This is a genomic window from Herbaspirillum sp. CF444 (assembly GCF_000282135.1).
Taxonomy (GTDB): Bacteria; Pseudomonadota; Gammaproteobacteria; order Burkholderiales; family Burkholderiaceae_D; genus Herbaspirillum.
On sequence record NZ_AKJW01000031.1, the window covers coordinates 1 to 10,875 of the forward strand.

Genomic DNA, 10,875 nt, shown 5'->3' on the forward strand with positions numbered 1-10,875 from the left:
CGCGGATCGGCAGCGGCTCCAGCCTGACCGCCAACGGCGACGCCAACCTTCAGGTCGACATGGCTTCGCTGGCCTATAAATGGTGGATAGGCCAGGGCAACGACGTATTCGGCATTGGCCTCGGCGCCGGCTATTACCGCGCCCGCCTTGATGTAAACGCAGCTGCGACGCTCAACGGCACCGCCGGCACATTCAGCGAAAGCTATACCGAAAAGGCCTGGGCGCCGCTGGTCGAATTAGGCTGGAAACACGCCTTCAGCAAAGACTTCCGCCTCTATGCCGAAGCCTCCGGCATGAAGAAGAACTGGGGCCGCGTCACCGGCCACATCTATAGCGCGGCAGTCGGCGCGGAGTGGTATCCGCTGGCCAACCTCGGTATCGGCGCCGACTATGGCATCACGCGCATCAACATCGATCGCAACGGCGGCGGCACGATCAACGACGCCAACCTCGACATCCGCCTCAAAGGACCATCCGCTTACGTGAAGGTGCGTTTCTGATATTGACGCCATGCGCCCGCCGACCGGTGTGGCGCACGGCGCCGGTAACCGCTGCAAATCCTGCAGTACAACAAGGAGAACAACATGACCATCGGCACCATTCTACTGATCGTACTTATCCTGATTCTTATCGGCGCCCTGCCGGCCTGGCCGCATAGCCGCTCCTGGGGTTATGGCCCGAGCGGCATCGCCGGCACCGTTGTCATTATTCTGCTGATACTGGTGTTGCTGGGCAGGCTGTAGAAATACAGGTTTTTCTTCCGGGCACCACAAACAGGATATGATGGGCGGCGTTGCATCTGCAGATACCGTGCAGATGCAACGTCGCTTATCATTTTGACTGGAAGGAGCTCGTAACGATGACAAAAAATCGCCGAAAACACCTTTTGCTACTGCCGTTCTTCCTGGCCGCCGGTTTTTTCGCACACCTGCCTGCCCAGGCTGCGGAAGAAGACGTCTCGCAACAAGATCCGCAGCGCTGGTATCAGGGCGACGACACCGCCAGGCTGCATCACAAGAATCTGATCAAAGAAGCACACTCCGCCTATGCGCAAGCGCTGCAGGAATGCAAACCGCTCAAGCGCGCGGAAGCCAAGGCATGCCGCAAGGAAGCACGCGATCTGATGCAAAGCGACCTGGCGCGGGCCAAGCGCATCTACAAAGCCAACACCGCCACCGAATAGCAACACCCCCACGGGTACATCGTCACAAGCCGACTCGCCATCACGTGAACAGCATCACCACACCGTTCCGGATGCACCATAAAACAAGGGGACCAGATCGGTCCCCTTGTTTTTGTCTTCTCCATTCCTGTTGCATCGCATTGAGCGATGCGGGAATGTCGTGTCGGTCTATGGTTTACTTCCCGACCTGATTACCGATCACGCCGCCGACCGCTGCGCCGCCGACGGTACCGATACCGCTGCCGCCGGTCAGGACCGCGCCGCCGACCGCACCCACGCCTGCGCCGATGGCAGTGTTCTTGTCGCGTTGGGACATGCCGCTACAGCCGCTCAATACGGTGAGGGCGCACACAGTGACCGAAGTCACTGCAATCTTATGTATTTTTTTCATGATGACACCTCTATAAAAGTTGATTGATGCTGCCGCTGCAGCAAATGATTCAGTCCGATGCCCATTGACGTGGCATATACTTTTTAGACGTCCTGAGAGTGGATAGTTTCACACCGAAGGACGCCCTAAACATTCGCTTACACTTGCGGGATCGTGCGCGTCGCATGCCTTCTTTCTCATCAGCACGTGGTCATACACGATGACCGCATTGCGGATAGAAGAGGGATGTTTTCTCTCTACCATGTCGAGATAGCGGAATTTCTTCTTGTCCATCACCGGCTTTGCTCTCGATACTTTTCCAGCCTGTGCATGGCTCTTCGCCATGACGACATGAGCGGCATCATCACTATGCATTACCTGCGTAGCGGGGGACGTTCCGGTTGCGGCGACGGCGGCAGAACATGCCAACATGCCGATCAGTACGAGCGAAGCAACGGTTGCTGTTTTTTTCATAATCCCTCCCTCGACATTTCCAGCGCGACTGCGGCACTGCGATCTGGGAATTGTTAAGTCAATACCTGCTTGTTTTTCTCTCGCCCCATCATGACAAAACGACGGATGACTCGACAGCCGTGCTTCTCCGATTCTGTCGTAAGACGATTCCTACAAGAAAACATGCCAGGCATGAAAATGGGAGCATCCGCTCCCATTCACCGACTCGGGATCAGCGATCCTTCAGTGCTTCCTTGGCATTGCCGTAGCTCTTCTGGACGTTGCCGTCGATTTGCCTGGCTACGCCTTTGACCTGTTGTTCCTTGCTGTTCACCATTTCACCGGCCTTTTGTTGAACCTTGCCGGCTACCTGTTTCGCGCTACCTTGAACTTGATCTTTATTCATGACGACTTCTGAAAGTTGAAAGACCAGTTACTGCGATGCTCAACAGTCAACTGCACACGCCTCCATGGATGGAAACGCGATGAGTTCATCTTAGCGGGAGGGGTTGCGCGGGACCATAAGACAGCCCCGCTTTGAAACGTAGGATAAGCAGAGAAAAAAACGACCGGAAAACCGAATGCCGTGTCAGGCTTGCGCGGCAGGAGCAGCAGGAGTAGCGATGGGCAGGCGAATCGTGATGATGGAGCCGCTGCCGGGAGCGGAGCGGATGTCGACCTCGCCGCCGAAGAAGGTGGCGCGCTCGCGCAGGCCGCGCAAGCCGTAAGTCTTGTTGTTGTCGCGCCGGTCCGGCGAAATGCCGACGCCGTTGTCGCGCACGGTCAGGGCGACCTGCTCTTCGTCGACATCGAGGATCACGTCGACCCGCGTCGCCCTGGCATGCTTGGTGACGTTGTTGAGCATCTCCTGCAGCATGCGGTAGATGGCGATCTCCATCTGATGGCCGATGGCGACGTCTTCGTCGGGCAAACTAGCCTTGCAGCTCATGCCGCTGCGCTCCGCCAACTCATCCATCTGTTCGGTGATGGCGGCCTTGAGGCCGAACAGATCGAGCATGTTGGGCCGCAGCTCGGTCTGGATGCGCCGCGTGGTGCCGACCAGCGAATTCATCAGCCCCTGGATGCGCGGCTTGCGCTCCTGCCATTTTTCGTCGTCGGGCAGGATCTTGTAGACGCTCTCCAGATGCATGCTCAAGGCGGTCAGCGACGCACCCATGTTGTCGTGCAGCTCGCGCGCGATGGCACGCTTCTCTTCTTCGCGCACGGTCTCCAGGTGATTGGTCAGTTCGCGCAGCAGCGCGGTGCGCTCGACGACGGTCTTCTCCAATTGGGCTTCGCGTTCGCGCAGCGAGTCTTCGGCGCGTTTGCGTTCGGAGATGTCGGTGCTGATGCCGATCACGCCCAACACGTTGCCGGCCTTGTCGAACCAGGGCACGCGCGTGGACTGATAGGTGAACACGCCATGCGGCAGGTGCAGGGTCTGTTCGATGGTTTCCGGCAGGCCGCTGGCCATGACGCGCCGGTCGTCTTCATCGATGCGATCGGCGTCTTCCTTGTGCGCGAACAATTCGCGGCTGGCGCGATACATCGCTTCTTCCCAGGTCTTGCCGACCTGCTGCAGCATGGCCGGATTGGCGAAGACCAGCAGGCTCTGCCGGTTCTTGACGAAGATCGGTTCGCGCGTGCTGTCGCTGACGGCGGTCAGCAGGGAGTTGGTCTCCGCCAGTTTGGCGGCGCTCTGCATGCGCGCGCCGTATTCGCGATCGAGCTTGCCGGCGAAACGCCAAAAGATGAACACCACCAGCGCGCCGTCGATCAGCGTCAGGAAAGGCAGCATCAGCCGGTCCGCATACAAGCCGTATTCGGCGCCGCGCGCCACCAGCAGATTGAGGATCAGGATCAGCAGCAGCATCGACGGCAGCAAGCGCCGCAGCATGTTGCCGCCGGGCGCGTGACTGACGATGATCGCCATCAGGCGATGCGACGGCCGCGCCATCAGCAGCGCAGCCCCCAGCAACAGGAAGCCCAGCGCCGACAGGAAAGGAATGCCGGTCGAATAATGCAGGAAGGTCAGCTTGTTGACGCCGTACAGATAGCCGACCAGCGGAATGGCGCTCAGGCCGATCAGCATGAAGGCCAGATATTCGGCGGGATAATGGCGGGCATTGAGACGCATGTCATGCATCAGCAGCGTCAGGGCAATCAGCACGAAGCTGCCCGCTGCCAGCGGATGAATCGCCGCTCCAAAGGCGCTATGCGCGAGAGGAATGGACAGCATGCCAGGCAGTCGGTCGCCCAGCAGGCTCAGGCCGAAAAGATTTTGCAACAGGAAGCCCGCGCCCAGCACCAGCAGCAGCAAGGCGACGACACGCGCGGCGATCGCCAGACGCCGGTTTGCCTGCCCGACGTTGAGGCATTGCATGTACAGCGCCGAGCCGGAGAGGATGAAGCCGACCGCGGTGCTGCCCTGGACGGCGATCAGGTCGGCCAGGATCTTGCGATATTCGTCTTCGGCGTAACAACTGATCAGGACCACGATGCCGAACAGCACGATGATCATCGCCAGGCTCATCGCAGCGGTGACGATGCTGGCAAAATTTGCCTGCGTGGCGACGTAGTGCTCCAGCGATGAGCCTTCACCGATCTCGTTGCGCGCTGCCTTCATTTGCATGTGCCGAAGCCCCCGATGGTGCGAATATGCCGTTGATCGCGCAAACGCCGCGCGGAGACCGCGTCATCATCGTTCTTGCGTCGGCTACATTATATTTAATACGGCGCGGCTAAGGCGGCTACGTGATGCCGGACTCGACGCCAGGCTGCATCTCATGCTGCGAGGGATACCCCCGGTCAAGCCGGCGTCAATTCGCGCGCCGGCCCCAGTCCTTTGCCCTTGCCGCTGAGCCGCTCGATCAGGCTGCGCAATTTGGTGAACTCGGAAGATTTGTCGAAGAAGAATTGCACGCCATATTGCAAGCCGACGCGCCGATAGGTGGCGCTGACGTGGTTGCTGAAAATGATCTTGAGCTCGTCATGACTTTTTTTGCCTGGGCGCGCCAGCGACTGCAACAGGTTCATGCCGTTGCCCTGTCTGAGCTGGATGTCGAGGATCAGCACGTCGTAGCTTTCGTGTTCCAGATGGGCGGCAGCATCGTCTTCGGTCTCGGCATAGCCGGCCAGCTCGACGCCGGGAATCTCGGCAAGGCTTTCCATGATCAGGTCGCGCACGTCGGCCGAGTCCTCGACAAGGAACACCTTCAGCGGCGAAGTCACGTTACGCCCCATCCTTTCCGACAATTCCTGCAATACCTGCTCCATAGTCGCTATCCTGACACTCAATTCCAAAAAGCCCTGTATCGGCCGCGGGCGAATGTGCGACCTGCGCCTTCCTGTTTCCTCAATCGATCAGATTGTTCTTGATGGCGTAGTAAATGATGTCGGCGTTATTGGCCATATTCATCTTTTGCAATACGCGCGACCGGTAGGTGCTCACTGTCTTGACGCTCAGACACAGCTCATCGGCGATTTGCGTCACGCCCTGCCCCTGGCCCAGCTTGTAAAAAATCTCGTATTCGCGTTGCGAGAGCGTCTCGTGCAACGGCTTCTCCGAATCCACGGGATCGGTCGTCAGCAACTCCGCCACGCCGTAGCTGATGTATTTGTGTCCGCGCAGAATCGTATTGATGGCGCTGACCAGGTCGGTCGCCAATGCTTCCTTCTGCACATAACCGCTGGCGCCGCTGCGCAACACTTGCACCGCATAACGGCTTTCCGGATGCATGCTCAGCATCAGCACCGGCAGAGCCGGCTTTTCGCGCTTGATTTGTTTTAACACTTCGACACCGCTTTTATCCGGCATCGCGATGTCGAGCAAGACGATGTCCCATTCCTGCGTGCGCACCAGGCGGATCGCCTCTTCGGCGGTGCTTGCTTCACCGCCGACTTCCATATTCGGAATGTCCGCAATAAAATGCTGGACACCAGCACGCACGACAGCGTGATCATCGACTACCAATATTTTTGTCATAGTTTTTACCAGCATCAAATCAATGCTGCAGTCCTTCCTGATCAGGCAAATGCGGTATGACTGCGCTGTTCCTGCCTGAGTTGCAGCGTTCCCATCATTCGTTTGAATTGCCCGGCGGCACCGGGACCTTCCGCGGCTAACTATACCTTAATACGTCTTTTTGCTTAATTCCAATAAAACAATTATCCGATCGACAATATCCGGAAATTTTCCAGGCGGCAGCCGAGGCCGCCGCCTGGCATGACGTTATTTCAGACGCAAGTCGTTTTTCACCGACTTCACGCCCTTGACGCCGCTGGCCAGTTCGCCGGCGCGGGCCGAACTCGTTGCCGAGCTCACGAAACCGCTCAGCTGGACGACGCCCTTGTAGGTTTCGACGTTGATTTCAGCCGACTTCAAGTTAGGCTCCTGGAAAATCGCGCTCTTCACCTTGGTGGTGATGACGGCGTCGTCGACATATTCGCCGGTGCCTTCCTTGTTGGGACCGGAAGCGCAGCCGACCAGCGACACCATCATCAGCGCGAGGAAAAAGCCCGTAATACGTTTGGTCAAAGATAAAGTCATGATGATCTCCTTGTTGGTAAATTCAACTGCATGTGTGTGATTGTTTTATGGAGAAGCATCGCTACCTCTCCATGACCTTACTGGATTACTGCAATTCGGGGACTGGTGGATTACTTGCCGTACTTTGCCTTGGCTGCGGTCTGGCACTTGTCCTGCTCGGCCCCCTTCAGGGCATCGCACTTTTCCTTGGCGACGCTGTAGTCGGCGTCATTGGTGGTTTTTGCGGCATCCTTGTTGGCGTCGGTAGTCTTGCGTTTGGCCTTGGCGTCGGCGATCGCAGTTTCGTGCGCGGCCTTGGCTTCCTTGTTGCAAACGTCTTCCTCATTGCCCTTGAGCGGTTTGCACTTGGCCTTGGCGGTCTTGTAGTCCGCATCGGCGGCGGCCACGTCGGCCTTGTATTGGGATTTGACGGCGTCGGCGGCGCTCGCAAGACTGTGGGCGCCGAAAGCGGCGGCCGTCAGGATGCAGGTAGCGATGATTTTTTTCATTGGAAGTCCTCTCGTTTTAATTTGGTGTGAATCCGGTTTCAAACATGGCGAATCGTTGCGGCAAAGACGCGATGCCCGGTTGCGATGCCGGGATATAGCAATCAGTGACGCCAGTCCTTGTTGCTTTCCTCGAACGCCTTGATCTGCTTCTCGGTTTCGTCCTTGTCGATGCCGTAGGCTTTCTGGATGCGGCCAGCCAGCTCTTCGCGCTTGCCGTTGATGGTGTCGAGCTGGTCGTCGGTCAGCTTGCCCCATTGCTGCTTGGCCTTGCCCTTGAACTGCTTCCAGTTGCCTTCGATGATGTCCCAGTTCATGCTGTTCTCCTTGCTTGTTGTCGATAGGGTGGTTCTGCCATGACTGCCGCGCCGGGGGTATGTCTTTCACCGGCGTCTATGCGCCGGTCAGGCGCAGTCAATCCAGCAGGTCGCTCATGTCGTCGGCGTGCTCTTCTTCCTTCGCCATGATGGAAACAAGCAAATGCCTGGTGGTCGGATCGTCGTCGCCGATGCGTTCGATCATCTGGCGATAAGTCTCGATCGCAATGCGTTCTGCAATCAGGTTGGCGCGGATCATCGACTTGATGTCGGTCGATTCGTCATAGTCCGCGTGGCTGCGTTCGGACAGCTCGCGAGGATTGAAATCCGGCTCGCCGTTCAATTGCACGATGCGTTCGGCGATCTGGTTGGCATGCGCCTCTTCTTCCATCGCATGTTCGAGGAACTCGGCCTTGATCGGCTCGTTCTCCAATCCGGTGGCGGTGAAGTAGTGGCGCTTGTAACGCAGCACGCAGACCAGTTCGGTCGCCAGCGCATCGTTGAGCATGGCGACGACTTCTTCGCGGTCGCCCTTGTAACCCTGGGTCACGGCGCCGTCGCTCAGCTTCATGGCATCCTCGCGCACTTTTTCGCGGTCGATGTGAAACGGCTTGCCGCTGATGTGGCGTACCGTCGATGGTTTGCTTGACATGGTGGTGTTCCTTTATCCGGTTGGCTATATATGGCTGGGGACAGGTGGATGCTCAGCGTTCGCAGCTGCGCGACACGCACAGGCCAAGCAGCAGGCCGACGCCCGTGGAAATGGCGATGGCGCGCCATGGATTGGACTGCACGTAATCGTCGGTGGTGGCGGCAATCTCTTTGCCGGCCTGCACCACGTAAGATTGAATTCCCTGGGCTTTGATGAAAGCGCGGTCGAGGATTTCCTCTCCCCTGGCCCGCAGATCTGCGGCTTTCTGACCGGTTGCGGCGGCAGCTTCATTGAACAGTTCCTGCGCTTCCTGCAGCAGCACCTGAACGTCGGCGCGGACGGTTCGCAATTTTTCCTCGTGCATGTTCTTTACTCCTTCTTTGTTAGCTTGCTGTTCAATACATGAAGTATTGAAGAATGAGCAGCATCAACAGCGGCATGCCTACCAACCAGCAAAGCACCAGTTTTTCCATGATTGCACCCGTTCCGTCTGTTCTTGTGTCGTGAAACGAACCGCTTGTCTCTTCCTGTTTTTCCTCGTGGTTCGCATGTCGGACTGATCTGCGAACCGATAACTGAACGATACTTTCTGAGCGCTCCCTCAGCGATAGGACTGCTGCTGATTGCCTTGTAGGACAAGGCCGGTAAAACCTTGCCTTTTGCCTCACGTCCCAACCTCACTTTGCGGGTCAGGGCGTGGCGTCCTGCGACAGTTCGTCGCTCTTGGCCGGTTGAAGCACGTTGCCGCCCTCGCCTTCCCAGCGTTGCAAGGCCTTGCGTTGCGCGCGATTGTCGGCACGCTGCAGGCGATTGGCGCAGATATTCAGTACGGCAACCACTGCCGCACCGGAGATGCCTAGCGCCAGCAACAGCGTTCGTTTGGTCAGCATGGCGGCTCCTCGTTGTTGCGTTGATGATTGCTCAGGCCGACATATGCTGCTTCGCGGCATGCTTGATGGAGTCTTTGATGATTTCGCGCGCATTGCCGATGGTGCGCTGTACCTCGCCTGCTTCCTGCAATTGCAAGGCGTGACGGCGACGCGACTGGTCACCCGACACCTTCGCCAGGTTTTCATGCAGGCGGCCCAGTGCAATCTTCAGATTACCTGCCAATTGGTCTTTATTCATGACGCGCTCCTCGGCTTTGGTGATGCGATGGATGGATCGTAGCAATGCCCTCCGGCAAGAGGTATAGGACGCCCGCCCATTGTCTTGTAGGACAAGATGAGAAGCCGCGCCGGCAAAGGATTTGCGGCTTATCCGCAGTGATCGTTACCCACTCCTGCACTTGCCTTCCTACAACCGATTGGGCGGGCGTCTGATGGTTGCCGCGCGGGACGGCTACTAGGATGGAAACATTGGGTGACGATGCGGATTGCGGCGCCCGATGGCAGACACGATGGCAAACAGGCCAGCAGGATGGACTGACGCGCATCTCCCGGTCGATGCGTTGACCTCATTTCGCTGGTCTCATTTATCAAGGAGCAGACATGGGTAAGTATTTCCTCGCCTGGATACTGGGCGTTCCCGCCTTCGTGCTGGTGCTGATCTATTTTTTCGTGCACTGATGCACGCGTAAAAAAAGAAAAAGACTTCTCTCCATTTCAATGAAAGGCACATGATGAAAAACGATCAACTGATTGACACCCTGAACGACCTGATTCAGATCTCCAAGGATGGCGAAGAAGGTTTCCGCGTCTGCGCTGAAGATGCGTCGGAGCGCCAGGCCTATTACAAGAACCAGTTCCTGGAACGTTCGCAGGCCTGCGGCCAGAGCGCGCTGGAGTTGCAGAATCTGGTGCGTGTACTGGGCGGCGAGCCGACCAACCACACCACCGTCAGCGGCGCCTTGCATCGCCAATGGATCAACATCAAGAGCGCCATCGTCGGCAAGGATGACGAGGCCATTCTGAACGAATGCGAACGCGGCGAAGATGCCGCCGTCAACGCCTACCGCAAGGCGCTGGCGAAAGATTTGCCAAGCGACGTACGCCTGATCATCGAACGCCAGTACCAAGGCGTGCTGGCCAACCATGATCGCGTCAAGGCATTGCGCGATCAGGTGCGTGCCAAGAAGGCCGCCTAGTTCGATAAGCAAGCTCAGCAGTAAAAGAAAAAAGCGGCTCTTGTGAGCCGCTCTTTTTTTATCGTCTTTTTATCTTCGATTATTTCTTGTGGTGTTTCAGCATGAGCGCCAGCTCTTGCAAGGCAACCAGCATGGTTTTGATGAACTCGCGCGTCGGCTCGTGCGTCAGCTTGCCGCCGGCGTCGAAGCGGTCGCCGGCGCCGCCGATCATGACTTCCGGCTTATTGAGAAATTTAAGGTCGAGGAAAACACCAATCTGACGCAAATGATATTGCGCACGCGCCGTGCCGACTGCGCCGGGACTAGCGCCCATGATGGCGGTGGCCTTGCCTGCAAACGGCTGCTCCGGCGGACGCGACGCCCAGTCGATGGCGTTTTTCAACAAGCCGGGAATCGAATAGTTGTATTCCGGCGTGGAGAACAAAATCGCATCGGCTTCAGCAATTTGCTTGCGAAAGCGCTCCACCGACGACGGCCATCCTTTGGCGCGCACATCGTCGTTATAGAGGGGAATGTCGGAGATATCTGCCAGGACCAGGCGCATGCCCGGCGGCAGCAATTCTGCCGCGGCGTGCAAAGCAGCCGTGTTGTAAGAACCTGCGCGCAAGCTACCGGAGATGCCGAGAATGGTGATCGGGGTATCGCTCATTTCAATGTCCTTTATGAAGGGAGTTGAATCTGCAGGCTGAATCTGAAAATTGAGTCTGCAGACAGCGGAAATACCGATCCATGCTACACCAGACTTGCGCGCGTCTTGATTACCCCTCGCCCAGATAAGCC

General features: G+C 57.5%; 18 protein-coding genes. 4 read left to right on the forward strand and 14 right to left on the reverse strand.

What is annotated here, in order from left to right; all coding sequences use genetic code 11:
* From PMI16_RS07985 to PMI16_RS07995, 3 genes are all read left to right on the forward strand, one after another.
* Window positions 1–500 (forward strand): autotransporter outer membrane beta-barrel domain-containing protein (locus tag PMI16_RS07985; protein WP_007878299.1); only part of this gene is annotated, 500 nt, incomplete at its 5' end.
* An 84-nt stretch (window positions 501–584) separates the two neighbouring features.
* A complete protein-coding gene (locus PMI16_RS25230; RefSeq protein ID WP_007878300.1) occupies window positions 585–743 on the forward strand; it encodes a DUF3309 family protein in 159 nt (52 codons plus the stop codon).
* A gap of 116 nt (window positions 744–859) precedes the next feature.
* Complete coding sequence (locus PMI16_RS07995) at window positions 860–1,183, forward strand: hypothetical protein (protein WP_007878301.1); 324 nt, start codon at window positions 860–862, stop codon at window positions 1,181–1,183.
* Between the two features lie 175 nt (window positions 1,184–1,358).
* Here PMI16_RS07995 and PMI16_RS08000 read toward each other — a convergent pair whose 3' ends face one another.
* The 13 genes from PMI16_RS08000 to PMI16_RS08060 all read right to left on the reverse strand — a co-directional run bounded on the left by PMI16_RS08000 (window position 1,359) and on the right by PMI16_RS08060 (window position 9,137).
* Complete coding sequence (locus PMI16_RS08000) at window positions 1,359–1,574, reverse strand: glycine zipper 2TM domain-containing protein (RefSeq protein ID WP_007878302.1); 216 nt, start codon at window positions 1,572–1,574, stop codon at window positions 1,359–1,361.
* 108 nt (window positions 1,575–1,682) lie between these two features.
* Window positions 1,683–2,027, reverse strand: coding sequence for a hypothetical protein (locus PMI16_RS08005; protein WP_007878303.1), 345 nt, complete (start codon window positions 2,025–2,027; stop codon window positions 1,683–1,685).
* A gap of 211 nt (window positions 2,028–2,238) precedes the next feature.
* Entirely contained in the window at window positions 2,239–2,412 is a 174-nt protein-coding gene (locus tag PMI16_RS08010) for a CsbD family protein (RefSeq protein ID WP_007878306.1), read from the reverse strand.
* A 183-nt stretch (window positions 2,413–2,595) separates the two neighbouring features.
* Window positions 2,596–4,638: a PAS domain-containing sensor histidine kinase gene (locus PMI16_RS08015; protein ID WP_007878308.1), complete on the reverse strand. Its 2,043-nt coding sequence runs from the start codon at window positions 4,636–4,638 to the stop codon at window positions 2,596–2,598.
* 176 nt (window positions 4,639–4,814) lie between these two features.
* The gene (locus PMI16_RS08020; protein ID WP_007878310.1) at window positions 4,815–5,282 is read right to left on the reverse strand and encodes a response regulator; all 468 of its coding nucleotides are present in this window, start codon (window positions 5,280–5,282) and stop codon (window positions 4,815–4,817) included.
* Between the two features lie 79 nt (window positions 5,283–5,361).
* Window positions 5,362–5,991 carry a response regulator gene (locus tag PMI16_RS08025; RefSeq protein WP_034298516.1) on the reverse strand — a complete coding sequence of 210 codons (630 nt, stop codon included), beginning with the start codon at window positions 5,989–5,991 and terminating at the stop codon, window positions 5,362–5,364.
* A gap of 246 nt (window positions 5,992–6,237) precedes the next feature.
* Window positions 6,238–6,555: a BON domain-containing protein gene (locus PMI16_RS08030; RefSeq protein WP_007878323.1), complete on the reverse strand. Its 318-nt coding sequence runs from the start codon at window positions 6,553–6,555 to the stop codon at window positions 6,238–6,240.
* A gap of 110 nt (window positions 6,556–6,665) precedes the next feature.
* Window positions 6,666–7,043 carry a hypothetical protein gene (locus PMI16_RS08035; RefSeq protein ID WP_007878324.1) on the reverse strand — a complete coding sequence of 126 codons (378 nt, stop codon included), beginning with the start codon at window positions 7,041–7,043 and terminating at the stop codon, window positions 6,666–6,668.
* Window positions 7,044–7,144: 101 nt separating this feature from the next.
* On the reverse strand, window positions 7,145–7,357 hold the full coding sequence (locus PMI16_RS08040) for a CsbD family protein (protein WP_007878326.1): 213 nt from the start codon (window positions 7,355–7,357) through the stop codon (window positions 7,145–7,147).
* Between the two features lie 97 nt (window positions 7,358–7,454).
* Window positions 7,455–8,009: a ferritin-like domain-containing protein gene (locus PMI16_RS08045; RefSeq protein WP_007878328.1), complete on the reverse strand. Its 555-nt coding sequence runs from the start codon at window positions 8,007–8,009 to the stop codon at window positions 7,455–7,457.
* Between the two features lie 52 nt (window positions 8,010–8,061).
* Complete coding sequence (locus PMI16_RS08050) at window positions 8,062–8,373, reverse strand: DUF883 family protein (RefSeq protein WP_007878331.1); 312 nt, start codon at window positions 8,371–8,373, stop codon at window positions 8,062–8,064.
* 325 nt (window positions 8,374–8,698) lie between these two features.
* On the reverse strand, window positions 8,699–8,899 hold the full coding sequence (locus tag PMI16_RS08055; protein ID WP_007878333.1) for a hypothetical protein: 201 nt from the start codon (window positions 8,897–8,899) through the stop codon (window positions 8,699–8,701).
* 31 nt (window positions 8,900–8,930) lie between these two features.
* Window positions 8,931–9,137 carry a hypothetical protein gene (locus tag PMI16_RS08060; RefSeq protein WP_007878335.1) on the reverse strand — a complete coding sequence of 69 codons (207 nt, stop codon included), beginning with the start codon at window positions 9,135–9,137 and terminating at the stop codon, window positions 8,931–8,933.
* A gap of 493 nt (window positions 9,138–9,630) precedes the next feature.
* Here PMI16_RS08060 and PMI16_RS08065 point away from each other — a divergent pair, with 493 nt between their 5' ends.
* Entirely contained in the window at window positions 9,631–10,095 is a 465-nt protein-coding gene (locus tag PMI16_RS08065; RefSeq protein WP_007878336.1) for a PA2169 family four-helix-bundle protein, read from the forward strand.
* Between the two features lie 79 nt (window positions 10,096–10,174).
* On the opposite strand, the gene PMI16_RS08070 is transcribed toward PMI16_RS08065, so the two are convergent.
* Window positions 10,175–10,744, reverse strand: coding sequence for an NADPH-dependent FMN reductase (locus PMI16_RS08070; RefSeq protein WP_007878339.1), 570 nt, complete (start codon window positions 10,742–10,744; stop codon window positions 10,175–10,177).
* Window positions 10,745–10,875: the final 131 nt, after the last annotated feature.

What these genes read in the sequence shown, in the direction of transcription:
- PMI16_RS25230 (WP_007878300.1), top strand. Translation starts at nt 585, where the DNA reads ATGACCATCGGCACCATTCTACTGATCGTACTTATCCTGATTCTTATC.
- PMI16_RS07995 (WP_007878301.1), top strand. Translation starts at nt 860, where the DNA reads ATGACAAAAAATCGCCGAAAACACCTTTTGCTACTGCCGTTCTTCCTG.
- PMI16_RS08000 (WP_007878302.1), bottom strand. Translation starts at nt 1,574, where the DNA reads ATGAAAAAAATACATAAGATTGCAGTGACTTCGGTCACTGTGTGCGCC.
- PMI16_RS08005 (WP_007878303.1), bottom strand. Translation starts at nt 2,027, where the DNA reads ATGAAAAAAACAGCAACCGTTGCTTCGCTCGTACTGATCGGCATGTTG.
- PMI16_RS08010 (WP_007878306.1), bottom strand. Translation starts at nt 2,412, where the DNA reads ATGAATAAAGATCAAGTTCAAGGTAGCGCGAAACAGGTAGCCGGCAAG.
- PMI16_RS08015 (WP_007878308.1), bottom strand. Translation starts at nt 4,638, where the DNA reads ATGCAAATGAAGGCAGCGCGCAACGAGATCGGTGAAGGCTCATCGCTG.
- PMI16_RS08020 (WP_007878310.1), bottom strand. Translation starts at nt 5,282, where the DNA reads ATGGAGCAGGTATTGCAGGAATTGTCGGAAAGGATGGGGCGTAACGTG.
- PMI16_RS08025 (WP_034298516.1), bottom strand. Translation starts at nt 5,991, where the DNA reads ATGACAAAAATATTGGTAGTCGATGATCACGCTGTCGTGCGTGCTGGT.
- PMI16_RS08030 (WP_007878323.1), bottom strand. Translation starts at nt 6,555, where the DNA reads ATGACTTTATCTTTGACCAAACGTATTACGGGCTTTTTCCTCGCGCTG.
- PMI16_RS08035 (WP_007878324.1), bottom strand. Translation starts at nt 7,043, where the DNA reads ATGAAAAAAATCATCGCTACCTGCATCCTGACGGCCGCCGCTTTCGGC.
- PMI16_RS08040 (WP_007878326.1), bottom strand. Translation starts at nt 7,357, where the DNA reads ATGAACTGGGACATCATCGAAGGCAACTGGAAGCAGTTCAAGGGCAAG.
- PMI16_RS08045 (WP_007878328.1), bottom strand. Translation starts at nt 8,009, where the DNA reads ATGTCAAGCAAACCATCGACGGTACGCCACATCAGCGGCAAGCCGTTT.
- PMI16_RS08050 (WP_007878331.1), bottom strand. Translation starts at nt 8,373, where the DNA reads ATGCACGAGGAAAAATTGCGAACCGTCCGCGCCGACGTTCAGGTGCTG.
- PMI16_RS08055 (WP_007878333.1), bottom strand. Translation starts at nt 8,899, where the DNA reads ATGCTGACCAAACGAACGCTGTTGCTGGCGCTAGGCATCTCCGGTGCG.
- PMI16_RS08060 (WP_007878335.1), bottom strand. Translation starts at nt 9,137, where the DNA reads ATGAATAAAGACCAATTGGCAGGTAATCTGAAGATTGCACTGGGCCGC.
- PMI16_RS08065 (WP_007878336.1), top strand. Translation starts at nt 9,631, where the DNA reads ATGAAAAACGATCAACTGATTGACACCCTGAACGACCTGATTCAGATC.
- PMI16_RS08070 (WP_007878339.1), bottom strand. Translation starts at nt 10,744, where the DNA reads ATGAGCGATACCCCGATCACCATTCTCGGCATCTCCGGTAGCTTGCGC.